This is a genomic window from Actinomyces gaoshouyii, assembly GCF_002072175.1.
Lineage (GTDB): Bacteria > Actinomycetota > Actinomycetes > Actinomycetales > Actinomycetaceae > Actinomyces > Actinomyces gaoshouyii.
Map to the genome: position 1 here is coordinate 245,339 of NZ_MVIV01000003.1, position 24,456 is coordinate 269,794.

General features: G+C 69.7%; 18 protein-coding genes. 13 read left to right on the forward strand and 5 right to left on the reverse strand.

Annotation, left to right across the window (positions count from 1 at the left end):
• Window positions 1-13: 13 nt before the first annotated feature.
• The 4 genes from B1H50_RS04395 to B1H50_RS04410 all read right to left on the reverse strand — a co-directional run bounded on the left by B1H50_RS04395 (window position 14) and on the right by B1H50_RS04410 (window position 4,130).
• Window positions 14-1,579, reverse strand: a complete 1,566-nt coding sequence (locus B1H50_RS04395; protein WP_080462554.1) for an FGGY-family carbohydrate kinase — start codon at window positions 1,577-1,579, stop codon at window positions 14-16.
• Between the two features lie 66 nt (window positions 1,580-1,645).
• Entirely contained in the window at window positions 1,646-2,539 is an 894-nt protein-coding gene (locus B1H50_RS04400) for an HAD-IIA family hydrolase (RefSeq protein ID WP_080462555.1), read from the reverse strand.
• A gap of 71 nt (window positions 2,540-2,610) precedes the next feature.
• Entirely contained in the window at window positions 2,611-3,576 is a 966-nt protein-coding gene (locus tag B1H50_RS04405; protein ID WP_080462556.1) for a hypothetical protein, read from the reverse strand.
• Window positions 3,577-3,671: 95 nt separating this feature from the next.
• Window positions 3,672-4,130 carry a ribose-5-phosphate isomerase gene (locus B1H50_RS04410; RefSeq protein ID WP_080462557.1) on the reverse strand — a complete coding sequence of 153 codons (459 nt, stop codon included), beginning with the start codon at window positions 4,128-4,130 and terminating at the stop codon, window positions 3,672-3,674.
• Between the two features lie 357 nt (window positions 4,131-4,487).
• Between B1H50_RS04410 and tkt the strand changes: the two genes are divergently transcribed.
• Window positions 4,488-6,578, forward strand: a complete 2,091-nt coding sequence (gene tkt, locus B1H50_RS04415; RefSeq protein ID WP_080462558.1) for a transketolase — start codon at window positions 4,488-4,490, stop codon at window positions 6,576-6,578.
• 101 nt (window positions 6,579-6,679) lie between these two features.
• Here the strand turns inward: tkt and B1H50_RS04420 are convergent, their stop codons facing one another.
• The gene (locus tag B1H50_RS04420; protein ID WP_373284823.1) at window positions 6,680-7,726 is read right to left on the reverse strand and encodes a sugar-binding transcriptional regulator; all 1,047 of its coding nucleotides are present in this window, start codon (window positions 7,724-7,726) and stop codon (window positions 6,680-6,682) included.
• Window positions 7,727-7,964: 238 nt separating this feature from the next.
• Between B1H50_RS04420 and B1H50_RS04425 the strand changes: the two genes are divergently transcribed.
• The 12 genes from B1H50_RS04425 (at window position 7,965) to B1H50_RS04480 (ending at window position 24,346) form a co-directional block, all read left to right on the forward strand.
• On the forward strand, window positions 7,965-9,731 hold the full coding sequence (locus B1H50_RS04425; RefSeq protein WP_080462560.1) for a glycerol-3-phosphate dehydrogenase/oxidase: 1,767 nt from the start codon (window positions 7,965-7,967) through the stop codon (window positions 9,729-9,731).
• A 98-nt stretch (window positions 9,732-9,829) separates the two neighbouring features.
• Window positions 9,830-10,594, forward strand: a complete 765-nt coding sequence (locus tag B1H50_RS04430; RefSeq protein ID WP_080462561.1) for an MIP/aquaporin family protein — start codon at window positions 9,830-9,832, stop codon at window positions 10,592-10,594.
• Window positions 10,595-10,666: 72 nt separating this feature from the next.
• The gene (glpK, locus tag B1H50_RS04435; RefSeq protein WP_080462562.1) at window positions 10,667-12,193 is read left to right on the forward strand and encodes a glycerol kinase GlpK; all 1,527 of its coding nucleotides are present in this window, start codon (window positions 10,667-10,669) and stop codon (window positions 12,191-12,193) included.
• A gap of 234 nt (window positions 12,194-12,427) precedes the next feature.
• On the forward strand, window positions 12,428-12,829 hold the full coding sequence (locus tag B1H50_RS04440) for an ArsR/SmtB family transcription factor (protein ID WP_229657953.1): 402 nt from the start codon (window positions 12,428-12,430) through the stop codon (window positions 12,827-12,829).
• On the forward strand, window positions 12,822-14,768 hold the full coding sequence (locus tag B1H50_RS04445; protein ID WP_080462564.1) for a heavy metal translocating P-type ATPase: 1,947 nt from the start codon (window positions 12,822-12,824) through the stop codon (window positions 14,766-14,768). Before B1H50_RS04440 ends, B1H50_RS04445 begins: the two co-directional genes overlap by 8 nt.
• Before the next feature lie 258 nt (window positions 14,769-15,026).
• On the forward strand, window positions 15,027-16,721 hold the full coding sequence (locus B1H50_RS04450; RefSeq protein WP_080462565.1) for an L-lactate permease: 1,695 nt from the start codon (window positions 15,027-15,029) through the stop codon (window positions 16,719-16,721).
• 368 nt (window positions 16,722-17,089) lie between these two features.
• Entirely contained in the window at window positions 17,090-17,887 is a 798-nt protein-coding gene (locus B1H50_RS04455) for a (Fe-S)-binding protein (protein ID WP_080462566.1), read from the forward strand.
• Window positions 17,884-19,443, forward strand: a complete 1,560-nt coding sequence (locus B1H50_RS04460) for a LutB/LldF family L-lactate oxidation iron-sulfur protein (RefSeq protein WP_080462567.1) — start codon at window positions 17,884-17,886, stop codon at window positions 19,441-19,443. The genes B1H50_RS04455 and B1H50_RS04460 overlap by 4 nt, the downstream gene beginning before the upstream one ends.
• Entirely contained in the window at window positions 19,443-20,093 is a 651-nt protein-coding gene (locus tag B1H50_RS04465) for a LutC/YkgG family protein (protein WP_080462568.1), read from the forward strand. Before B1H50_RS04460 ends, B1H50_RS04465 begins: the two co-directional genes overlap by 1 nt.
• A gap of 173 nt (window positions 20,094-20,266) precedes the next feature.
• Window positions 20,267-21,109: a DeoR/GlpR family DNA-binding transcription regulator gene (locus tag B1H50_RS04470; protein WP_080462569.1), complete on the forward strand. Its 843-nt coding sequence runs from the start codon at window positions 20,267-20,269 to the stop codon at window positions 21,107-21,109.
• Window positions 21,110-21,439: 330 nt separating this feature from the next.
• A complete protein-coding gene (locus B1H50_RS04475) occupies window positions 21,440-22,762 on the forward strand; it encodes an RbtT/DalT/CsbX family MFS transporter (RefSeq protein ID WP_080462570.1) in 1,323 nt (440 codons plus the stop codon).
• A 132-nt stretch (window positions 22,763-22,894) separates the two neighbouring features.
• Window positions 22,895-24,346 carry a mannitol dehydrogenase family protein gene (locus B1H50_RS04480; protein ID WP_080462571.1) on the forward strand — a complete coding sequence of 484 codons (1,452 nt, stop codon included), beginning with the start codon at window positions 22,895-22,897 and terminating at the stop codon, window positions 24,344-24,346.
• The last annotated feature ends 110 nt before the right edge of the window (window positions 24,347-24,456 follow it).

Consider the following 24,456-nt stretch of genomic DNA (forward strand, 5'->3'; position numbering starts at 1 on the left):
GGAATCAGACGTGTCAGACGAGGTGGTCGACCATCCCGTGGGAGAGAGCCCGCAGGCGCGGGTAGGTCTCCATGTACTTCTCGAGGTAGAACCGGTATTCCTCGTGGACATCGGGACGCGGCTCGATGCGGTCGGTCTCGCGCACCATGTTTCGGACGGCGTCCTGGATGGAGGAGTACTGCCCGGCGCCGACGGCCGCGAGCACGCACGAGCCCAGGACGACGGCGTCGCCCACCTCGGTGAGGGTGACGGGAACGCCGGTGACATCGGCGTGCATCTGCATCCAGTCGCGGGACTTGGTGGCGCCGCCGCAGGCGACGAGCTCGGTGGTGGCGAAGCCGGCGTCCTCGAACGCCCGCAGCACGTGGGCGGTTCCGTAGCAGACGGCCTCCTGGATGGCCCGGTAGAACTCCTCGGGGGTGGTGCCCAGGGTGAGGCCCCATACGATGCCGCGCGCCTTGGAGTCGGTGTACGGGGTGCGGTTGCCCTGGAAGTACTCGTTGATGATGAGGCCGTTGGAGCCGACCGGCACATGGGCGCTGCGCTCATCGAGGATCTTGTAGGGGTTGTAGCCCAGGCGCTCCGCGGCGGAGGTGACGTCGGCGGCGAAGTTGTCCTTGAACCACTTGAGCACGGAGCCCGAGGAGACCAGGCCGCCCTCGCAGGTGTACTGGCCGGGCAGGACGCCGTCGGTGTAGGCGCCGAAGAAGCCGCTGCCGTGCAGGGGCTTGGGAGACTGGCCGGTGATGACATGGGAGGAGCCGGTGATGATGGCGGTCTTGCCGGGCTCGACGACGCCCAGGCCGATCTGCCCCGCCCAGGCGTCCGCGCAGCCCTGGGCGACTGGCGTGCCGGGCAGCAGGCCGAGGTCGCCGGCGGCGGCGGCGGCGGTCAATCCGCCGACGGGCATGCCGAGGTCGAGGATGCGCTCGGGGATCTTGTCGAAGACGTCGCCGCAGCCGATGTGCTCGTAGAACTCGACCGGCCAACCGCCCTTGTCGCGGTTGTAGTACATGCGCAGGGCCGCGGAGTTGATGTTGAGGGTCCACTCGCCGGTGAGCTTGTGAGTGAGCCACTCGGGGGCGTCGACGAGCCGGTGTGCGGCCTTGTAGACCTCGGGCTCATTCTCCTTGAGCCAGGCGGCCTTGAAGGGGTACCACTCAGCGGTCGCCCCCATGGTGCCGCCGCCGTTGTACAGGCGGGCCCAGTGGTCGATCGTCTCGGCGCGGGCGGCCTGACCGGAGGCGCGCACATCCATCCACATGATCGCCGGGCGCAGCTCCTGGCCGTTGGCGTCCATGGCGACGATGGTCATCGTCGTGGCGTCGTAGGAGATGCCGGCGATGTGGCGGCCGGGGATAGCCGTCTCGTTGAGAACCCGGTGGACGGCGGCCCTGAGGGCGTCCCACCAGTCATCGGGGCTCTGCTCGGCCTGCCCCGGGCGGGGGTGGGTGGTGGTATAGGGGGCTGCGGTGAAGGCGATCGGGTGACCGGCGAGGTCGAAGATCGCCGCGCGGCAGGACTCCGTTCCGAAATCGATGCCGAGCAGGTAGGGGCCTTCGTATACGGGACTGACCATCGTTGGTCTCCGTTCTTCGTGTCGTGACAGCGGTGTCGTCGCGTGATCGGCGTCGGGCGGGCCGGGTCAGGGGATGGCGTCGGGGCCCTCGCTCCAGCCGAGCTCCTCCCACCCGGCGGCGGGGATGAGCCGGTCGATGCGGTCGAGGACGTAGGTGGGGCGGTCGGCCCCGTCGAGGGCCAGGGCCTCGGCGAGGGTGGACTCACCGGTCAGCGGCATCGCGGAGCGCATACCGGTGCGCACCGCCATCTGGATATCGGTGCCGAGCCGGTCGCCGACCATCATGCAGCGCTCGGGACTGACGTCGAGATCGCCGATGGCGGCCTGGAGCATCGAGGCGTTGGGCTTGCCGATGACGGTGCGGCAGGTGGTGCCGGTGCAGGCCTCGATCGCGGCGATGACGGCGGCGCAGTCGGGCTCGCCGCGCCCATGGGGGAAGGGGCAGAAGCGATCGGGGTTGGTGGCGATGAGGAAGGCCCGCTTGTGGTACCAGATGGCGTCGAAGGCGATCTGGAGCTTGCGGTACTCGAAGGTGCGGTCGTAGGAGGCGACGACGATGTCGATCTCCTCGGGATTCTCGCTCTGCGCGATTCCAGCCCGGGCCAGGGCGCGCTTGAGCGGATCCTCGGCGATGGCGAAGACGGTGGCCCCGGGGTGGTGAGCCGTCAACCAGCGCACGGTGGTGACCACCGTGTTGGCGATCTCGCCCGCCGGCGTCGGCAGTCCTAGACGGGCGAGTTTCTCGGCGTACTGGCCGGGGTCCTTGGTGGGATTGTTGGACAGGAAGCGCACGGGGATGGCTCGGCGGCGCAGTTCGGCGATGAGGCGCTTGGCGCCCGGCAGGAGGTGATCGCCGAGGTAGATGGTGCCGTCCATGTCGAAGACGTAGGCATCGTAGAGCTCGGTGGGCCAGTCGTGGACGGTGGTGGGGGCAGCGCTGGGCGGACACGTCTCGCTCATGGGTGCTTCCTGGGGTTGTGGGGTGATCCGGGCAGGGCTTCCCGGGGCGCCCCGGTCAGGGGCGGAGGGAGTCAAACGGCGAGCAGGGTGAGGTGGATGAGCGTGGTCATGATCCAGATCGACCCCGCCGGCGGGTCGATATGCGTGTCGCCGTGGTAGTAGGTGGAGCGCGCGATGACGAACTCGGCGACGAAGCCCGACAGGATGCCGAGGACGGTGCCGGCCGCCAGGGCCGCCCACCCGCTGCCGGTGGCGAGCCAGAACTGCGCGCCGGCCAAGCCCGCGATGATGGTGATGTGGTGGGTAACGTTGACCCTCTGTCCTGTGACCAGCAGGAAGATGCAGAGTGCGGAGATGGCGAAGGGCAGGGTGTGGGCATTGCCCACCACGGCGGCGGCCGCGTCCTCGGGCAGGTGGGTCTGGGCGTAGGAGGCCAGCACGATCGCGCATCCGGAGGCCATGACGGCGGAGGCGAGGGCGACGGTGCCGAGCTGGCCCGGCGTCTCCTGGTGATCGAGCCAGCGGTGCGAGCCCCGCGGCGAGGTTGGGGCGTGGAGGACGCCGGTGGATCCGAAGGCGAGCCGGGAGGCGCAGCCGGACAGGAAGACCGTCAAGGCCACGGAGTCGGTGTGGGTTCCGAACCAGGGAATGAGCGCGATGAGGCGCTGCACGATCAAACCCGCAACGCCGAATCCCGCGGCCACCCATAGGATTGTCGGATCCTTGAGGCTGCCCAGCGGCGTATCGATATCCCGCCCGGTGGCGAGCAGGTTCTTCTTCGCCGAGTAGGCGGATCCGGCAGCGGCTCCGGCGAAGGCGATATGCGGTCCGAAGACGGGGCCGAAGGCGACATAGTCGAAGAAGAAGGTGCTGCCCGTCGAAGCGGCGATCCCGAAACCTGTCAGGATCATGACACCGGTGAATCCGAAGGCGTTGTTCGCTCCGACGATGGCACCGATGACGCCTCCGACGCAGGCCGCCAGGAGCCAGAATAAGTCCAGGTTCTCAAGCAGGGGGATTGTTGTATCAGGTGTCATTCTTCGTCCTTGAAGTGCTGCGGTGGTCGGGGGTGGTCGGGGAGCGCCTCACCGGGGCGAGGGGTGGGGCCGACGGGGGCGGGGTGGGGCGGGGCTCAGGCGCCGGACTCGTAGGACTCCAGGGCGGCCACCTTGCGGGCCGACGGCGAGGAGGGGTCGAAGGCGTGACCGAGCCACTCGCTCACGAGCCTTCGGGCCAGCTCGATGCCGATGACGCGCTGGCCGAGGGCGAGGACCTGGGCGTTATTGGACTTGATGAGGCGCTCCACCGAGAAGGAGTCATGGGCGACGGAGGCGCGGATACCGGGGACCCTATTGGCGCTGATAGCCATGCCCATGCCGGTGCCGCAGAGGAGGAGACCGCGATCGGCGTCGCCGTCGGAGATCATGCGGGCCGCCCTCACGGCGACGTGGGGATAGTCAATACCTTCCCCTTTCGACACACCCGCGTCGATCACCTTGTCAACGCGCGGATCACCCTCGAGATCCCTCATCAAGGTCTCCTTGTACTCGATGGCAGCGTCATCGCAGGCGATGACGATCCTGTATCCCATATGCGGCCTCCTCGCTCGCCCACATCATTCCGCCTGGAGCTGTTCACACCCCGGGAGTAAGAGGCGGATGACGCAGTGGTTGATACGCGCTTCTCATGGTCCTGAATTGCAGCGAATTCGACAATCGGTTGCACACATGAGCAATTCCTGCCGAGTCTCTGCCGCCACACCGGGGCCGGTGCTATCATTTTGGGCTCGGAACTCTCAGCGCCACTGGCGCCCCTGGCGGCGCCCCGCTGGACCTGCGCACATATGAGCGGCGCGGCACTGGCTCCCGACGCCTCGGCCTGCTTCGTTAGTGTGTGAATCGACAACCGCACCAGCCCAGCCCAGGGACCGCCGTCCTAGGAGGAACGCATGACCACACCCGCGCTGTTGACCGACCTCGACCTCAAGGCCATCGCCATCTCCAAGGCGCTGGCGGCCGACGCCGTCGAGAAGGCCGGATCCGGCCACCCCGGAACCCCCATCTCCCTGGCCGGCGTCGCCTACCTGCTCTATCAGAAGGAGATGGCCGGCGATCCCTCCGACCCCGCCTGGCTGGGCCGAGACCGCTTCGTGCTGTCCATCGGGCACGCCTCGTTGCTCCAGTACATCCAGCTCGCCCTGGCCGGCTACGGCCTGGAGATCTCCGACATCGCCGCCCTGCGCACATGGGGATCCCCCACCCCCGGCCACCCGGAGTTCGGGCACACCGCCGGCATCGAGACCACCACCGGGCCGCTGGGCGCGGGGATTGCCAACGCCGTGGGCATGGCCATGTCCGCACGCAGGGAGCACGGGCTCTTCGACGCCGCCGCTCCGGCCGGCCAGTCCGTCTTCGACCACTACGTCTACACGATCGTGGGCGATGGTTGCCTGCAGGAGGGCGTGGCCTCCGAGGCCGCCTCCCTGGCGGGCACCCAGCAGCTGGGCAACCTCATCGCCATCTACGACGACAACGACATCTCCATCGAGGGCGATACGGACATCGCCTTCACCGAGGACCCCTCCGCCCGCTTCGCCGCCTACGGCTGGCAGGTGCTCGACGTCGACTGGAAGGCCGGCGGCCAGTACCGCGAGGACTACGACGCGCTGCACGCCGCCCTCGTCCAGGCGCGCGCCGAGACCGCCCGGCCCACGCTCATCCGCCTGCACACGATCATCGCCTGGCCCTCACCCACCAAGCAGGGCGATGAGTCCTCGCACGGCGCCAAGCTCGGCGCCGAGGAGGTCGCCGGCCTCAAGCGGGCCCTCGGGCTCGATCCGGAGGCCGACTTCCAGGTGCCGGCCGAGGTCCTGGAGCACACCCGCGCCCAGGCCGCCGAGCGCGCCGCCGTCCTGCGCGCCGACTGGGACGCCCGCTTCACAGCCTGGCAGGCCGCGGCCCCCGAGGGCTCCGCACTGCTGGAGCGCCTGCGCGCCGGTCGACTTCCCGAGGGACTGGATGCCGCCCTGCCCCACTGGGAGCTCGGCGACGCCGTCGCCACCCGATCCGCCTCAGGCAGGACCCTGAGCGCCCTCGCCCCCGTGGTGCCCGAGTTGTGGGGCGGCTCGGCGGACCTGGCGGGGTCGAACAACACGACGATGGCCGGCGAGCCCTCCTTCCTCCCGGCATCGCTGGCGGTGGGCCGGGGCGACGGCCCCTATGGGCGCACCATCCACTTCGGGGTCCGCGAGCACGCGATGGGCTCGATCCTCAATGGCATCGCCCTGGATGGCCTGACCCGCCCCTACGGCGGCACCTTCATGGTGTTCTCCGACTACATGCGCCCGGCCGTGCGCCTGGCGGCGCTCATGGGCATCGGCTCGGTGTTCGTCTGGACGCACGACTCCATCGGCGTGGGTGAGGACGGCCCCACCCATCAGCCCATCGAGCACCTGGCGGCCCTGCGCGCTATCCCGGGCTTCGCCGTCGTGCGGCCCGCGGACGCCAACGAGACCGCGGCCGCCTGGGCGGAGATCCTGCGCCGCCGCCGCGAACCGGTCGGCGTTGTCCTCTCGCGCCAGAACCTCACCGTGAGCGCCACCCCCGAGGCGGCAGCCGAGGGCGTGCGCCGGGGCGCCTACGTCCTGGCCGACGCCGTCGACGCCGCCGGGGCGCCGGCCGATCCCGCCGTCGTCATCATCGCCACCGGCTCGGAGGTGGGCGTGGCCATGGCCGCGCGCGAGCGCCTGAGCGCGGAGGGGACGCCGGCCCGCGTCGTCTCCGCGCCGTGCCTGGAGTGGTTCGCAGAGCAGGACGAGGCCTACCGCGCCCGCGTGCTGCCCGTCGGCGCCGTGCGGATCTCGGTGGAGGCCGGCATCGCGATGGGCTGGCGCGAGATCGTGGGCGACTCGGGGGCGATCGTGTCCCTCGACCACTACGGCGCCTCAGCGCCCGGACCGCGCCTGTTCGAGGAGTACGGCTTCACCGGCGAGCACGTCGCCGAGGTAGCCGCCCAAGCCCTCGCCCGCGCCCAGGCCTGACGCCCTGCCCTCTGCCCCGAGACCGGTCGAAAATAGGAGCGAAACCGGTTCGTGAACCGGTTTCGCTCCTATTTTCGACCGGTCTCGCATATAGGGGGAGACTATGAGGTGGAGGCCAGATCGAGGACGGCGCGCGCAGTGGCGTCGTCGACAACGAGATCCGTGGCCACCCGCGCCCGAAGCGCCGCCAACAGGGCGGGCGCCTTCGCCCTCCCCGCCACCACGCACAATCGCCTCGGGATGCGCGCGAGCTGGGCCGGAGTGGGACCGGTGGCCCGCGCGTTGAGGGCGATATCGCTCCAGGAGCCATCGGCGCGCAGCAGCACGGTGCACACGTCGCCCACCACCTGCTCCCGGCGCAGCGCCACGCGGTCGGCGCGGCTGACATGCCCGCCCTCGTAGACCTGCGAGGGCAGGACGCCCTGAACCACTGACCCGACGCCGAAGACCGCCAGGTCGGCACTGCGCGCCAGCGCCAGCACCCGGCGCACGGAGCGCTCGGACCACATCGCCTCGCGCGTGGCCACATGATCGAAGAAGGCGGGGACGGGGAAGGCCACCACGCGCGCTCCCAGCGCGTGGCCCACCCGCGAGAGCACCTCACCGGCGCTGGGCCCCATCTCCATCGGATCCGTGGCGCCGTTGAGCTGGACCACGGTCACTCCCGGGACCTGCCGCGCCGGCAGGACCGCGCTCACCTCGGACATAGTGGTGCCCCAAGCGACGCCGACGACGACGCCCCGCCCGCCCGGGCCGGGGGCCGCCTCGAGCCCGCCCCGCCCGCAGCCCTCGGCGCCGCCCATCCCAGCGTCATCGGCACCGGCCCCCACCGGAGCCCCCAACGCCTCAGAGGCGTGCCGCTCGGCCAACTCGGCGGTGATCTCGACCATCCGCGCAGCGGCGACGCCCGCGACCTGCTGGAGCCGATGGATCTCGGTGGCGCCCTCGCGCACGGGAACGATCTGGGCGCGCACGCCGAAGAGGGAGGCGAATCTCCCCTCGATGGAGCCGGCACCCCCGGGCTGGGTGAGCTCGATGCGCACGATGCCCGTCGCCCTGGCGCGGTCCAGGAGCCGGGAGACGGTCGAGCGCGACACCCCCAGGTGATGGGCGATCACCTCCATGGTCTCGCCCTGCACGTAGTACATCGACGCCGCCTCATAGGCCCGCAGCAGCGTGGAATTATCGCCAGAACTGTTGGAATTCCAGGAAGAATTGTCGCTCCGAGTGGTCATGTTCCTCCGCTTCGCACATCAGCCCTGCACGTTCGTGCAGCACGCTTGCCCATCCTCTCACATGCCTCGACGATGTATCGCAGGGAACAACCGCCGCCCTGACAGCCGCGCCCGAGACGCAACCGCTCACCGTCGAGACCGAGGAGCCACCATGTCAAGCCCAGCACCCGCACCACTGCGATCCACAGCCCTCAACCGGGAGCAGCGCGCCGAGGCACTCGCCGCCCTATCCGCGAACGGCCCCACCGACGAGCCCCTCGACGTCCTGGTTATCGGCGGCGGCGTCACCGGCGCCGGGATCGCCGTCGACGCCGCCTCCCGCGGCCTTCGCACCGGCATCGTCGAGATGGGCGACTGGGCCTCCGGCACGTCGTCGTGGTCCTCCAAGCTCATCCACGGGGGTCTGCGCTACCTCTACCAGGCGAACTTCGCCCTCGTCCACGAGGCCCTCACCGAGCGCGGCCGCCTCCTGACCTCCAACGCGCCCCACCTCGTCAAGGCCCAGCCCTTCCTGTGGCCGCTCAAGCACCACTACGAGCGCACTTACTCCGCCATCGGCGTGGGCATGTACGACGCCCTGGCCGTCGCCGGCGCCCGCGGGCACAAGACCGTGCCCATCCAGAAGCACCTGGGCAAGAAGGGCACCGCCGCCCTCGCCCCCGCGCTGGACACCAGCCACCTGGCCGGCACCATCCGCTTCTATGACGCCCGCGTGGACGACTCGCGCCTGGTCATCGACCTCGTGCGCACCGCCGTCGGCCTGGGCGCCCACGCCGCCAACCGCACCCGCGTGACCGGCTTCCTCAAGGACGGTGAGGGCCGGGTGACCGGCGTGACCGCCACGGACCTCGCTGCCGGCGAGGAGATCAGGATCCGCGCGACCCGCACCATCAACGCCACCGGCGTGTGGACCGAGGAGGTCCAGGACATGGCCACCACCGAGGGCGGCCTCAAGGTGCTGGCGTCCAAGGGCATCCACATCGTCGTGCCCAAGACCGCGATCGACGCCGAGACCGGCATCTTCCTGCGCACCGAGAAGTCCGTGCTCTTCATCATCCCGTGGCCCGAGTACTGGGTCATCGGCACCACGGACACCCCCTGGACCGAGGACGTCGCCAAGCCCGTGGCCACCAGCGCGGATATCGATTACGTCCTCGAGCACGCGAACTCCGTGCTCACCCGCCCGATCCGCCGCGAGGACATCATCGGCGTCTACGCGGGCCTGCGCCCGCTGCTCCAGCCCCGCCTCAAGCCGGGCGCCAAGGCGGCCTCCACGAAGGTCTCCCGCGAGCACACCGTCACCCGCGTGGCCCCCGGCCTGACCGCCATCGCCGGCGGCAAGCTGACCACCTACCGGGTCATGGGCGTCGACGCCGTCGACCACGCCCTGGGCGAGGCCCTCGCCCACGCCCACCCCAGCCGCACCGAGAACCTGCCGCTCGTGGGGGCCGAGGGCTACGAGGAGCTGGCCGGCCGCGCCGCCCAGCTCGCGGCGGAGCGCGACTGGACGCTGGCGCGCATCACCCATCTCCTGGACCGCTACGGCGACGAGACCGCCGACATCCTGGAACTCATCGACGCCGACGCCGCGGCCGAGGACTCCCAGCGCCTGGGCGAGCCCCTGACCAATGCGCCCGCCTACCTGCGGGCCGAGGTCGCCTGGGCCGTCACCCACGAGGGCGCCGAGCACCTCGAGGACGTCCTGCTGCACCGCGTGCGCCTGGACATCTCCCACCGGGACCGCGGCCTGTCCGCGGCCGAGGAGATCCTGGGGATCATGGCGCCGCTCCTCCATTGGTCCGACAACGACGCCGCGAGCGAGCTAGCCTCCTACACCGAGAGGGTCGAGCAGATCGCCGCCGCCGAAGCCGAGACAACCGACGCCGACGCGGTCGCCAAGGTCACCCGATCCATCTGATCAGCGTGTGCGCCTGCTCGGGCGAGCAGGCGCACACCCCTCTCCCCGCCCCTGATAACCCTCTCATGGCACGCTGACGTGCAGAAAGTGAATCCCCCATGAGCCTCGCTCAAATTTTCTTCTCGGAGTTCCTCGGAACTGCGATCCTCCTCCTCCTCGGTGGAGGCGTCGTCGCGACGAACCTGCTGCCCAAGTCCAAGGGCAAGGACGGCGGCTGGCTCCTCATCAACTGGGGATGGGGCCTGGCGGTGTTCGCCGCCGTCTACGTCGCCTACAACACCGGCGGCCACCTCAACCCCGCAGTGACGATCGCGAAGGTCGTCGGCCACATGTTCGACTCCAGCATCACGCTCAACGGCCCGGAGCTGGGCGCCGGCGGCATCGCCGTGAGCGCCGCGAACGTGCTCGTCTACATCGTCGCCCAGTTCCTGGGCGCCTTCGTCGGCGCCGTCCTGTGCTGGCTGACCTTCAAGCAGCACTTCGACGAGGACTGCGACCCGGCCCTCAAGCTCGGCGTCTTCTCCACCGCCCCCGAGATCCGGTCCTATGGCTGGAACACCGTCACCGAGGCCATCGGCACCGCCGTCCTGATCATCTGGGTCTTCGTCTCCGGACACACCCAGAGCGCCATCGGCCCCCTCGGCGTCGCCCTCATCATCGTGGTCATCGGCACCTCGCTGGGCGGCCCGACCGGATATGCCATCAACCCCGCCCGTGACCTCGGTCCGCGCGTCGCGCACGCCGTCCTGCCCATCAAGGGCAAGGGCGGATCGGACTGGGGCTACTCGTGGGTCCCGGTGGTCGGCCCGATCCTGGGCGCCATCGTTGCCACGGTGATCGTCTTCGCCTGCGGCCTCGCCTGATCCTCACTGGGGCGGCCCCGCCCGGGGCCGCCCCAGCACCCGCCCCCTCACAAAGAAGTGAAAGGAAACCCCATGACCGAGAAGAAGTACGTCCTCGCCATCGATCAGGGCACGACGTCGTCGCGCGCCATCCTGTTCAACCACTCCGGCGAGATCGTGTCCGTCGGCCAGAAGGAGTTCACGCAGATCTTCCCCAACCCCGGCTGGGTCGAGCACGACCCCGTGGAGATCTGGGAGTCCGTGCGCTCCGTCGTCGCCGACGCGCTGCAGAAGGCGGAGACCAACCGCCACGAGATCGCCGCCGTCGGTATCACGAATCAGCGCGAGACCACAATCGTGTGGGACAGGAACACGGGCAAGCCCGTGTACAACGCCCTCGTGTGGCAGGACGTGCGCACGGGGGACATCGTCCGGGAGATCGCCGACGGCGACCCGCTGGGCACCGAGCGCTACCGCCAGATCACCGGTGAGAACGTCTCCACCTATCCCTCGGCCACGAAGATCAAGTGGATCCTCGACAATGTCGAGGGCGCCCGCGAGCGCGCGGAGGCCGGCGACCTGCTCTTCGGCACTCCGGACACGTGGGTCCTGTGGAACCTCACCGGCGGGATCAACGGCGGCGTCCACGCCACCGACGTCACCAACGCCTCGCGCACCCTCCTCATGGATGTGCGCACCCTGACCTGGCGCGAGGACATCTGCGCCGACTTCGGCATCCCGACCTCCATGCTTCCCGAGATCAAGTCCTCCTCCGAGATCTACGGGTACGGCCGCAAGAACGGCCTGCTGGTGGACACCCCGATCTCCGGGATCCTCGGCGACCAGCAGGCGGCGACCTTCGGTCAGGCCTGCTTCGAGAAGGGCATGGCCAAGAACACCTACGGCACCGGCTGCTTCACGCTCATGAACACCGGCACCGAACCGGTCTTCTCCTCCAACGGCCTGCTGACCACCGTGCTGTACAAGCTCGGCGACGAGGCCCCGGTCTACGCCCTGGAGGGCTCAATCGCGGTGGCAGGCTCCCTGGTGCAGTGGCTGCGCGACAACCTCGGCATGATCGCCACGTCCTCTCAGATCGGCGAGCTCGCCGCGAGCGTGGAGGACAACGGCGGGGTGTACTTCGTCCCGGCCTTCTCCGGCCTGTTCGCCCCCTACTGGCGCGATGAGGCCCGCGGCGCGATCGTGGGCCTGACCCGCTACGTGACCAAGGGCCACATCGCCCGGGCGGTCGAGGAGTCGACGGCGTTCCAGTCCGCCGAGGTGCTCGATGCGATGAACGCGGACGCGGGCGTGCCGCTCAAGGAGCTCAAGGTCGACGGCGGCATGACCCACGACGACCTCCTCATGCAGTTCCAGGCGGATATCTCGGGCTGCGACGTCGTGCGCCCCTCGGTGGTGGAGACGACGGCGCTGGGCGCAGCCTATGCGGCCGGCCTCGCGGTGGGCTTCTGGGCCTCCACCGACGACGTCATCGCCAACTGGCAGGAGGGCAAGCGCTGGACGCCGTCGATGGACGCCTCCGAGCGCGACCGCACCTACCGCCTGTGGAAGAAGGCCGTGACCCGGACCTTCGACTGGGTGGACGAGGACGTCAAGTAGCCGCCGCCCCTGACCGGCCGGCCCTGCTGTCCCTGCCGGCCTCCCGAGGCCCCCGGCGCCCGCGCGCCGGGGGCCTCGGTGCGCCCTCGGCCCCGAGATACCGTCTCAGCCCGGCCTTGCGCCCTCATTCTCGCAGTTTGAGGGCGCAAGGCCGGGCCGAGACGGTATTTGGGGGGTGGGGGCGCGAAGAGCCGCCCCCTTGAACACAGCTCGTCATATCCCTATTATTTAAATGTGAACGCAAACGCTAAATCTTCGCTCGTGCGCGACGTCGCCGCCCCACGACCCGCTATGAGCGATGCCGCGACACAGGAGACCGCCGAGCTCGCGGCCGAGATCTTCTCCCTGCTCGCCGATGCCACGCGCATCCGCATCATCGCCCTGCTGGAGGAGGAGGGGGAGATCTCCTCCGGCGTCCTGGCCGAGCGCACCGGTCGCAGCGCCGCCGCCGTCTCCCAGCACCTGGCCAAGCTCCGCCTCGGGCACGTTGTCGCCTCGCGCAGCGAGGGCCCCCGCGTCTATTACCGGCTCATCGACGAGCACGCCCGCATCCTCGTACGCCAGGCCGTCTTCCAGGCCCAGCACGTCACCGGGAACTTGCCCGCCGACCACCGGATCGGAGTGGATCATGAGTGAGACGGCCCCCGAGCGCGCCGAGCCCGCGACGTGCCCTCGGCACGATCCATTATCCTCACCTCCCCCTCCCGCCGAGGCCCATGAGCCGCTCCCGAAGCGGATCGAGACCACCGACGCCGCCCGCGTCATCCTCGTCGCCGTCGGCGCCCTGGCCGCCTGGATCGCCCGCCTGGCGGGCACACCGGGGTGGACGCTGGCGACCATCGGCACCGTCATCCTGGCAGCCGGATGCTGGCCCATCGCCGTCGAGGCCTGGGGCGACCTGCGCGAGCGACGCATGAGCATGGAGCTGTCCATGCTGCTGGCCATCGCCGCGGCCACTGTTATCGGGCAGTGGGGGACGGCCCTGCTCATCGCCCTGTTCGTGCTCGTGGCCGAGATCCTGGAGGACCTGTGCATGGAGCGGGGGCGCGACGCACTCACCGGCCTCATGACCTTCCTGCCGCGCACGGCCCACGTCATCATCGACGGCGAGGAGCGCGAGATCCCCATCGATGACCTCGCCCCGGGCCAGGTCATCGCCCTGCGCCCCGGCGGGAGGGTCCCGGCCGACGGCGTCGTGCGCAGGGGCAGCGCCGACATCGATCAGTCCCGGATCACCGGGGAATCCCTGCCGGTAACCGTGGACGCGGGCGATCCCGTGCCCGCAGGTTCGATCACCCAAGGGCCCCTCGAGCTCGAGGTGACGAGGGCGGGCGAGGATTCCTCCTTTGCAAGGATCATCGCGGCCGTGCGCGCCGCGCAGGACAGCCGCGCCCCCGTCCACCGCCTGGCGGACGTGCTCGCCGCCCGCATCGTCTACCTGGCCCTCGGCCTGGCGCTCCTCACCCTTGTCGTCACGCGGGACACCGGGGCCACGATCTCCGTGATCATCGCCGCCGGGGCCTGCGGCGTCGCGGCCGGCACGCCCCTGGCCGTCCTGGCATCCGTCGCCCGGTGCGCGCGCACCGGGGCCTTCATCAAGGACGGGGCGCATCTGGAGAGCCTGTCCGCCGTCGACACCGTGGTGCTCGACAAGACCGGCACGCTGACGACCGGCGCGCCTCGGGTGGTCGGCCTGCGCCCCGCCAGCGGCGACGCGGGCGCCGAGGACTCCCTGCTCCGCCTGTCCGCGGCCGCCGAGTGGAACACGGAGCACCCCATAGGGCGGGCCATCCTGGAGAGGGCCCGCGAGCGAGGCCTGGCCATCCCCTCGCCCGAGTCCACCCTCTACACCCCTGGTAGGGGGGTCGAGGCCGTTGTCGAGGGACAGCGGGTGAGTGTCGGCCGCCCCGACACCGATCGGGACTCCAGCGCTCTCGACGGACTGCCGGGCCCCGCGGCGGACCTGCCCGCGGGTGCCACCGCCGTCCGGGTCGTCGTCGACGGCGCCACGGCGGGGATCATCCTGGTGGCCGACGAGCTGCGCGAGGGATCGGCGCTCATGCTCTCGAAGATCCGCGATATGGGCCTCGATGTCCTCATGCTCACCGGTGATGCGCCGTCGACGGCCGCGAGGATCGGCGCCGAGCTGGGCCTGACCCCCGGGCAGATCCGCGCCGGGCTGCTGCCCCAGGACAAGGAGGCGATCATCAGCGAGCTGCGCGCGGCGGGCCATCGCGTGGCGATGGTCGGCGATGGCGTCAACGACGCTCCTGCCCTCTCCGCCGCCGACGTGGGCATCGCGATGGGCTCGGGCACGGATGTTGCCCGAGAGGCGGGCGACATCGTCCTCGTGGGGTCGGACCCACTCTCCCTGGCGCGCACGATCCACATCGCCCGCAAGGCCCGGCGCGTCATCATGGCGAACTTCATCGGGACCATCGCCGTGGACGCCGTCGCGATGGGGATGGCCGCACTGGGCCTGCTGGGCCCGATCGCCGCCGCCCTCGTGCACGTGGGCTCCGAGAGCGCCTTCATCCTCAACTCCGCGCGTCTGGCCCCCGGCCCGCGGCGCTGAGCCGCGGCAGCCGGTCCTCAGGCGCCGACCGGCACGGGAGGCAGCACCGCTCCGCTCACCCGCCTTCCATCCCCCGAGCGCACCGCGCGCCGGGAATGTCGGGTACTCTCACCCAGGACGTTTGTCCACTGGCCGCGCCCGGGCGACTCGGCGCTCCAGGATCCGCCCCCTCCCGGGTCTTCGGAGGGCGCTGGACGCAGAACTCGCCCCAGCTCTCCTCAGACCCGCTATTGACCAGCAACGACGCCGGAGGTCCTCATGGCACCCGCCTTCCCCGCCAGCGCTATCCCAGTGGCCCTCGCGACAGGCTTCACGCCGTCGACGAGCGCCGTCGGGGACAGCGTCTACCTGACCGCTCTCGTGGGACTCGTGCCCCTGGTGGCCTTCTTCGTCCTCATGGGCGCCTTCAAGGTCAAGACCCATTGGTGCGCACTCATCTCCCTGGCGATCTCCATGGTCATCGCCCTCTTCTTCGGGATGCCGGTGGGCCTGGCCGCCATGAGCGCCACCCAGGGCGCGGTCTTCGGCCTCATGCCGATCGTCTACATCATCATCGCCGCCGTCTGGCTGTACAACCTCACCGAGTCCTCCGGGCGCAGCGCCGACCTCAAGGCGATCTTCAACGTCATCGGCAAGGGCGACCAGCGCGCCCAGGCGCTCATCATCGCCTTCTCCTTCTGCGGGCTCATGGAGGGCCTGGCGGGATTCGGCGCGCCCGTGGCCATCACCTGCGCCCTGCTGGTGGGCCTGGGCCTGCCCAAGATCAAGGCGGCCGTGACCACGGTCGTGGGCAATGCCATCAACGTCGGATTCGGCGCCATGGCGATCCCGGTGACCACCGCCGGCCAGCTGGGCGGGGAGGACGCCGTCGAGGTCGCCACCCGCATGGGGCACCTCACCTGGATCTTCGCGGCCTTCATCCCCCTGGTCCTGCTGCAGATCATCGACGGGATGCGGGGCATCAGGCAGTTGTGGCCACTGGCACTCGCGATCGGCCTGGCGACCGGCGCCGGGCACTTCCTCGTCTCCTCAGTCTCCTATGAGCTGACCGCCGTTGCCGCCTCCCTGCTGGGCCTGGCCGCCGGCTACGTCTTCCTGCTGGTGTGGAACCCGACGACGCCCGAGGAGTTCCGCACCTTCGTGGCCGAGGAGGACAGGCCCGACGGCGCCCGCGTGGGGCTCGCCCTGCTGCCCTATGTGCTCGTGGTCGTCATCATCGCCATCACCAAGCTGTGGAAGGTCGGTGTGGACCTGCCGGCGGTGCTGAAGTCCAAGGACCTGCCGATCCACTGGCCCGGGGTCCACGGCCAGCTGCTGAGCGCTGACGGCAGGCCCTCACCGTCAGGCACCTACACCCTTCAGATCCTGTCCAATCCGGGCACGTGGATCTTCGTCACCGGCATCATCGTGGCCATCGTCTACGGAACCGTCTCCTCCGGCGGGCGATACCGCACGAGCGTGGGCGCCATGTTCGCCGTCCTGCCCAGGACGATCCACAACCTGCGCCTGGCGATCCTGACCATCGCCACGGTCATGGCGCTGGCCTACGTCATGAACTTCTCCGGCCAGACCACGGCGATCGGCGCGGCACTGGCGTCGACCGGCGCATTCTTCGCCTTCCTCGCCCCGATCCTGGGCTGGGTGGGCACCGGCGTGGCGGGCTCAGCGACCTCCGCCGGCGCATTCTTCGCCAAGCTCCAGGCGACAGCCGCCCAAGGCGCCGGTCTCGACGCGCGCATCCTGCTGGCGGGCAACACGATCGGCGGCGGCCTGGGCAAGATCATCTCCCCGCAGAACCTGGCGGTGGCCTCCACCGCGATCGACGAGCCCGGATCGGATGCCGAGATCCTCAAGCGGGTCGCCCCGTACTCGATCGGCCTGCTGCTGCTCCTGTGCACGCTGGTGTTCATCGGCTCGCAGGGCTGGCTGGGCGCCTACATGCCCATCCGCTGAGCCGCCCGAGGCCGGGCCCGCCCCCCTTCCCCGCAGTCGGCCCGGCCCACCCGTTCAGTCGCCCCCTCGCGCCACACACGCGAGGGGGCGACTCGCTGAGAGCCCGCCGGGGAAAACATCACGACACACATTCGTAATATCCGGCGCGCGGAGGGGTGCCACCACCGACGCGGCCGGCGCTCTCAACCGGCCACCCACCCGATGACAGCGCCGAGTTTCCGCAGTACGCCAAGGGTCGCGCCCCCACCGCGCTCCACCCGGCGCCGTCTCCTGGACATCACGGCCACCGGGGCAGGGACGAAGGCCCTAGGGTGAGAGCGACATCGGACAACGACGCCGCGAGTACAGAAGACAGGGAGGTCCTCATCGTGCGTATCGCGCTCTTCGCGACCTGCATCGCGGACACCATGTTCCCGCAGGCGCCGCAGGCGACCGTCACACTCTTGGAGAGGCTCGGCCATGAGGTCGTCTTCCCCGAGGGGCAGGTCTGCTGCGGCCAGATGCACGCGAACACCGGGTATTTCAAGCAGGGCGCCAAACTCATCCGCAACCACGTGGACACCTTCGAGCCCGTGCTCGACGGCGAGTGGGACGCCATCGTCGTCCCCTCGGGCTCCTGCACCGGGGCCACACGTCACGAGCAGGCCCTCGTTGCCGAGCATGTCGGGGACCACGACCTGGCCAAACGGGCCGACGCCGTCGCCGAACGGACCTACGACCTATCCGAGCTGCTCGTCGACGTCCTCGGACTGACCGACGTCGGCGCCTACTTCCCCCACCGCGTCACCTACCACCCCACCTGCCACTCGATGCGCATCGCGAAGGTTGGAGACCGTCCCTACACGCTGCTGCGCGCCGTCGAGGGCATCGATCTCGTCGACCTGCCCGACGCGGACGTCTGCTGCGGGTTCGGCGGCACCTTCTCCATGAAGAACCATGAGGTCTCCACGGCGATGCTCACCGATAAGGTCTCCCATGTGAAGGCCACCAAGGCCGAGATCCTGTGCGCGGGCGACTACTCCTGCCTCATGCACATCGGCGGCGGGCTGTCCCGCTTGAACTCCGGGGTGCGGATCATGCACCTCGCCGAGATCCTCGCCTCGACGAAGGACGCCCCCTTCATCGGCAACGTCGCCTTCCAGGCGGATGTGGAGGTGGCCCGATGAGCCAGACATTCCTGGGCATGCCCGCGGGCGCGGGCCGGCGCCCCGAGACCCACCCCCATACCGGCGGCTGGGTGACCACCGTGGACGTCCCCGAGGACCCGCTGCGCTGGGGCACCACCTTCACCAAGGGCGCGCACCGCACCCTGCAGAACACGCAGATGCGCCGCAACCTCGGCCACGCCACTCGCACCATCCGGGGCAAGCGCGCCATGCGCGTGGAGGAGATGCCGGACTGGGAGGACCTGCGCGACGCCGCCTCCGCCGTCAAGAACGAGGTGATGAGCAACCTGCCCGAGCTCCTGGAGCAGTTCGAGGCCAACGTGACCGCCCGGGGCGGGATCGTCCACTGGGCGCGCGACGCCGCCGAGGCCAACGCCATCGTCGCCGAGATCATCAGATCCAAGGGCGTCGACGACGTCGTCAAGGTCAAGTCCATGGCCACCCAGGAGACCAATCTCAACGAGCACCTCAAGTCCGAGGGCATCACCGCCCACGAGACCGACCTGGCCGAGATGATCGTCCAGCTCGCCGACGACATGCCCTCGCACATCGTCGTGCCCGCCATCCACCGCAACCGCTCCGAGGTCCGCGGTATCTTCCTGGACCGCATGGACGACGCCCCCGAGGACCTGTCCGACACGCCTGAGGAGCTGGCCGGGGCCGCCCGCGCTCACCTGCGCAAGAAGTTCCTCCACGCCAAGGTGGCCGTCTCCGGCACCAACATGGGCGTTGCCGAGACCGGCACCGTCTCGATCTTCGAGTCCGAGGGCAACGGCCGCATGTGCCTGACCCTGCCGGACACGCTCATCACCCTCATGGGCATCGAGAAGCTCGTCCCCCGCTTCCAGGACGTCGAGATCTTCTCCCAGCTCCTGCCGCGCTCGGCCACCGGAGAGCGCATGAACCCCTACACCTCCATGTGGACGGGCGTCACCGAGGGCGACGGCCCCCAGGAGTTCCACCTCATCCTCATGGACAACGGGCGCACCAAGGCCCTGTCCGACCCGATCGGCCGCGAGGCACTGCACTGCATTCGCTGCGGCTCGTGCATGAACATCTGCCCCGTCTACCAGCACACGGGCGGCCACGCCTACGGCTCGGTCTACCCCGGGCCCATCGGCGCGATCCTCACCCCCCAGCTGACCCAGGGCCTGTCCGACGACGATCCGGTCCACACCCTGCCCTACGCCTCAACCCTGTGCGGGGCCTGCGGCGAGGTCTGCCCGGTCAAGATCGACATCCCGACGATCCTCGTCCACCTGCGCGCCAGGACCGTCGATGTCAAGCGCAAGATCCTCCCCGATATGTGGGACGTGGCCATGGGGGTGACCACGCCGGTCATGAAGAGCGGCAGGGTGTGGGCCACGGCCACGAAGGCCATCAAGGCCACGCGCCTCATCGACCGGGACGGCAAGATCGGCTCCCTGCCCTTCCCCGCCTCGATGTGGACGGGCACCCGCGACGTGCCCGCCGCCCCCGCGGAGAGCTTCCGCGAGTGGTGGAGGCGCACGCACCCGCAGTCGACTGCGAGCAGTAAGAGTAAGGAGGACAAGTGATGGACGCCCGCAGCGTGATCCTCTCGCGCGCCCGGGAGGCGATCTCCCGCTCCCAGACCGCCCCGGCCGCGCCCGTCCCCCGCGCCTATACGCGCGTCGGCGCCAACCCGCCCGGATCCGAGCCCGTCGTGGCCGAGATGGTGGAGAAGCTGGAGGACTACAACGCCGTCGTGCGGGTGGAGGCCGAGGACGTCGGCATCCTCGACGCCATCGACGCCCTCCTGGCCGACGCGACCACCGTCGTGGTTCCCGCAGGGCTCCCGCAGGCCTACAAGGAGGCCGCTGCGAGGAACGGCCGGACCGTCCGCGAGGACTCCCGCCAGGATCCGATCCCCACACTCGAGCTCGACGGGATCGAAGCCGTCGTGACCTGCTCGCGCACCGCGATCTCGCTGTCGGGCACGATCTGCCTCGACGGCGAGCCCGACCAGGGGCGCCGCGCCATCTCCCTGGTGCCGGACCGCCACGTCATCATCTTGGAGCGCGAGTCGATCCAGCCCACGGTGCCGCAGGCCGTGGACATCCTGGGCGAGAACCCGACCCGTCCGACGACCTGGATCGCCGGCCCATCGGCCACCAGCGACATCGAGCTCATCCGCGTCAACGGCGTCCACGGGCCCCGCAACCTGGGGGTCGTCATCGCGCACTGACCGCGGGGCCGGACTCGATCCGGCTCCGCGCAAAGCCCCACTGCCCGGGATGTTCACCCTCGGGCAGTGGAGAACCGGAGGCCCCGGCGCTCATCCCTGTCCCAGAGGGCGCCGGGGCCTCCGCGTCCCTCTTCCCCTCCCATACCGCTCGCTGACATGCCACGATGGAGGGCATGGGCATTGAGATCACAGCGGATCCGTCGCATCTCGAGGGCCGACGCCCCCTCACGCCGGGCGGGCAGCACAAGGAGCAGTTGGGCGCGCCCGAGCGGCGCAAGGCGATCCTCGCCCATCTCCGGGCCACTGGCGAGGCGGCAGTGTCCTCCCTGCCAGGCCTGTTCGGGGTTTCCGTGGAGACAATCCGGCGCGACCTGCGCGAGCTCGAGGACACGCACGCGATCACCCGTTCCTACGGGCGCGTGAGGATCGCTGAGGCCTCCAATTACGAGTCGACCCTGACCTACAGGAAGGAGCACCTGGCCGATGAGAAGGAGCGCATCGCCCGGGTCGCCGTCGATCGACTGGGCGCGGCCGACACCGTCTTCCTCGATGAGGGCTTCCATCCGCTCCTCGTCGGCCGGGCCCTGCCCACGGACCGGGATCTGACGATCATCACCGCTTCCCTGCCCACGGCTCTGGAGATGTGCGAGCGCCCCCGCACCACCGTGATCGTGCTGGGCGGCAGGGTGCGCCACGTGACCGCCGCCAGCGTCGAGCGGTGGGCCACGAGGATGCTGCGCGATATGCAACCGGACCTGGCCATCATCGGCGCCAACGGGGTGGATCTGGACGGCTGGCTCACCACGCCCCACGCCTCTGTGGCCGAGGTCAAGGAGACCGCCCTGTCCGTGTCCCAGCGGGCCCTGTTCGTGGGCTCGCATACGAAATTCGCGCGCTCCACCCTGTGCCGGTTCGGCCACGTGCGACAGTTCGAGCGCATCATCACCGGCACCGAGCTGCGCTCATCGATCGCCCGCCGGATCATCAGCGCCGGGGGGCGCCTGGATCGGGTCTGATCACGACCCACTCGGCGAGGCACCGTGAGCACCCGTTCCCACCGGGGGAGCACCCGCCGGGCCCGCCGATCCGCTTCCCTCGGTGAATCGGGCACCGATCCGGTCGATAACGGTCACCCGGGCACCGCGAACCGGTCACCCGGGCGCATCGCCGGGCCCGCTCAGCCGCGCCGGCGGAATCGATGCGCCGGCGGGCCCCCATCGGTGAATCGGCAGTCGGGAATCCCCGACCGGTCACTGTCAGGCGCGCTCCGATCGGCGATGCTGGATGCGCCAGAACGATCTGGCTGACATCCAAGACAACGCAGTCCCTCTCGAAACGAGCCTTGAATGCCTAGATCCATTCCTGTCATCGCAGCGATCCAGAAGACCGGATTCCCCACCAATCTCGCCATTGGCTTCCTCGGCGTCATCATCTTCGTGATCGGAGATGGAATCGAAGCCGTGTGGATCACGAACTACTTCTCCTCCGACGACGTCGGGTTCTCGGTGGCGCAAGGGTCCACCATCGTCTCCTTCTACGGCGTCGTCGTCGCACTCGCGGCATTCCTGTCCGGGGCGCTGTGCGATGCCCTGGGCTGTCGAGCGGTCATGCTCACCGGACTGATATCCTTCCTCATCTTCGACGTCCTGTTCATCGTCGTCGGACTCCCCAGCCACTCGATGCCGCTCGTCCTGCTGTTCTACGGGCTGCGCGGATTCGGCTACCCCATGTTCGCCTACGGCTACCTCACCTGGACCATGATGGTCACGCCCCCGGAGCGCCAGTCCTCGGTCTCCGGCTGGTTCTGGTTCGCTTTCTCCCTGGGCATGCAGTTCCTCGGCTCCTATTTCTCGAGCTTCTTCCTGCCGGCCATCGGCCATATCGCCACTCTGTGGGCCGGGTGGATCCTCGCGGCCATCGGCGGCATCATCACGATGCTCTTCCTGCGCCGGCACCCCTCGGCGAAGCAGACCGCGGGGATCTCGATCGCCAAGTCGGTCGGCTCGGCGGTATCCGTCCTCTGGCGCTACCCCAAGGTGTCGATCGGCGGCATCGTCAAGATCATCAACCTCTCCGGCCAGTACGGGATGCAAGTCTACTATGTCGTCTACCTCCACAAGGTATTCGGAATGCCGGAGTCCCAAGCCATCCTCGAGTTCTCCGTATTCGGTCTGGTCGCGATCATCGGCGACGTCTTCTGGGGCGTGGCCGGCGACCGGATCGGATGGAGAAACACCCTGCAATGGGCGGCCACCCCGATCACTTTCGCCTCCCTGGTGTACATGTACTTCATCCCGATCATCGCAGGACCGAACTTCTTCCTCATCGCGATCGGCACCGCTGGGATCGGCATCGGCCTGAGCGCGCACGTGCCCACCACTCCCCTGCTCGTGGCCCACGCGCACGGAGAGACCGGCAATGCCCTGGCCATCCTCAACCTCGGAGCCGGCCTGGGAGCATTCGTCGGCCCGGCCATCGTGACCATGCTCCTGGGCGACGAGAACACCGCGCAGGGCTACTTCTTACCCGCGATGGCACTCGCCTTCATCTACGCCGTCTCCTTCCTGCTGTGCTTCGCCCTCAAGCTGCCCGGCAACGCGCGAATCCTCCACTCGGCGCCCGCACTGTCCGACAAGCCGGAGGAGGGAGCCGGCCACACGACCGCCTGACGCCGCCCCGCGCCCATGGGCACCGCCGCGCTCCGGCGCGCGAGCGATTCATCGACAGCCGCCGGGCGACAGCCCCCATATCCATCGCCATATCCATCGCCAGATGACCACCACCGACTCAAGGAGAGAACCATGACCACCAGCCTCGCCGACTCGCCCCTGGCCCCCGCCTACGACCGCTCGGCCATCACCACCGGGATCGTCCACTTCGGCGTCGGGGGATTCCACCGCGCTCACCACGCCATGTACATAGACCGCCTCATGCGCGAGGGCAAGGCGCTGGACTGGGGCATCTGCGGTGTCGGGCTCCTCCCGGCCGACACCGCCATGCGCGATGCCCTGACAGGCCAGGACACCCTTTACTCGCTCACCCTCAAGCACCCCGACGGGCATCTCGAGCCCACGATCATCGGCTCCATCCACCGCTACCTGTACGCCCCCGAGGCCCGCGCGGAGGTGCTTGACGCGCTCACCGCGCCAACCACGCGGATCGTCTCCCTGACCGTCACCGAGGGCGGCTACAACATCGACGACGCCACCGGCGTCTTCCGCACCGACGCCGAGGGGGCGGTCCACGACGCCGCCAACCCCGGTGAGCCGACGACGGCGTTCGGCTACATCGTGGAGGCACTGCGCCGTCGCCGCGAGGAGGGCACCGCCCCATTCACGGTCATGAGCTGCGACAACCTGCCCGGCAATGGGAGGGTGGCCCGCGCCGCCGTCGTCTCCCAGGCCCGGATGAGCGACCCGGAGCTGGCCAACTGGATCGACACGAGCGTCTCCTTCCCCAACTGCATGGTGGATCGGATCACCCCCCGCACCACCGATGAGGACATCGCCCTGGTGCGCTCCGAGCTCGGCGTCGACGACGCCTGGCCGGTTGTGGCCGAGCCCTTCACCCAGTGGGTGCTTGAGGACGAGTTCCCCGCCGGGCGCCCTGCGTACGAGGAGGTCGGCGTGCAGATGGTGAGTGACGTCGTCCCTTACGAGCTCATGAAGCTCCGGCTGCTCAACGCCTCCCACCAGGCCCTGGCGCACTGGGGACGACCGCTGGGGATGACCTATGGGCACGAGGCCGCCGCCGACCCGCAGATCGCCGCCTGGACCCGCGCCTACCTGGAGCGCGAGGCCCTGCCGACGCTGCGCCCAGTGCCGGGTATCGATCTGCCCGCCTACGTGGACTCGCTATTCGAGCGCTTCACGAACGCGGCGATCGCCGACACCCTGGCGCGCCTGGCCTTCTTCGGCCCCTCGGGCATGCCCAAGTTCGTGCTGCCCACGATCCGGGAGAACCTCGAGGCGGGCCGCTCCATTCGGCTGGGCGCGGCGCTGTGCGCCGCCTGGGCCTGGTGCGCCGAGGGCGTCGACGAGACCGGCAGGCCGATCCCGGACGCCCAGGACCACCTGGAGGACTACGGCCGGCGCCAGCGCGACGGCGAGGAGGGCGCCTTCCTCACCAATGAGGAGGTCTTCTCCGACCTGGGCTCCGATGAACGGTTCCGCTCAGCCTTCCTCGCCGAGCTCGCCGCCATCAAGGAGCAGGGCGCGCGCGCCCGGATGGAGGCCACTCTCAGCGAGGACTGAGCCGCGGTCGCGGCTGCACGGTCCGGAAAGGCTCCCAGCGCGCCGATCCCCGGGATCGGGTCCGCCGGCGATACCGGAGGCCCCGGCCCCCTCCCCATCCTGGAGGGCGC

Bases quoted from the DNA above. Each gene is read 5' to 3' on its own strand.
- B1H50_RS04395 (WP_080462554.1), bottom strand. From the start codon at position 1,579: ATGGTCAGTCCCGTATACGAAGGCCCCTACCTGCTCGGCATCGATTTC.
- B1H50_RS04400 (WP_080462555.1), bottom strand. From the start codon at position 2,539: ATGAGCGAGACGTGTCCGCCCAGCGCTGCCCCCACCACCGTCCACGAC.
- B1H50_RS04405 (WP_080462556.1), bottom strand. From the start codon at position 3,576: ATGACACCTGATACAACAATCCCCCTGCTTGAGAACCTGGACTTATTC.
- B1H50_RS04410 (WP_080462557.1), bottom strand. From the start codon at position 4,130: ATGGGATACAGGATCGTCATCGCCTGCGATGACGCTGCCATCGAGTAC.
- tkt (WP_080462558.1), top strand. From the start codon at position 4,488: ATGACCACACCCGCGCTGTTGACCGACCTCGACCTCAAGGCCATCGCC.
- B1H50_RS04420 (WP_373284823.1), bottom strand. From the start codon at position 7,726: ATGTACTACGTGCAGGGCGAGACCATGGAGGTGATCGCCCATCACCTG.
- B1H50_RS04425 (WP_080462560.1), top strand. From the start codon at position 7,965: ATGTCAAGCCCAGCACCCGCACCACTGCGATCCACAGCCCTCAACCGG.
- B1H50_RS04430 (WP_080462561.1), top strand. From the start codon at position 9,830: ATGAGCCTCGCTCAAATTTTCTTCTCGGAGTTCCTCGGAACTGCGATC.
- glpK (WP_080462562.1), top strand. From the start codon at position 10,667: ATGACCGAGAAGAAGTACGTCCTCGCCATCGATCAGGGCACGACGTCG.
- B1H50_RS04445 (WP_080462564.1), top strand. From the start codon at position 12,822: ATGAGTGAGACGGCCCCCGAGCGCGCCGAGCCCGCGACGTGCCCTCGG.
- B1H50_RS04450 (WP_080462565.1), top strand. From the start codon at position 15,027: ATGGCACCCGCCTTCCCCGCCAGCGCTATCCCAGTGGCCCTCGCGACA.
- B1H50_RS04460 (WP_080462567.1), top strand. From the start codon at position 17,884: ATGAGCCAGACATTCCTGGGCATGCCCGCGGGCGCGGGCCGGCGCCCC.
- B1H50_RS04465 (WP_080462568.1), top strand. From the start codon at position 19,443: ATGGACGCCCGCAGCGTGATCCTCTCGCGCGCCCGGGAGGCGATCTCC.
- B1H50_RS04470 (WP_080462569.1), top strand. From the start codon at position 20,267: ATGGGCATTGAGATCACAGCGGATCCGTCGCATCTCGAGGGCCGACGC.
- B1H50_RS04475 (WP_080462570.1), top strand. From the start codon at position 21,440: ATGCCTAGATCCATTCCTGTCATCGCAGCGATCCAGAAGACCGGATTC.
- B1H50_RS04480 (WP_080462571.1), top strand. From the start codon at position 22,895: ATGACCACCAGCCTCGCCGACTCGCCCCTGGCCCCCGCCTACGACCGC.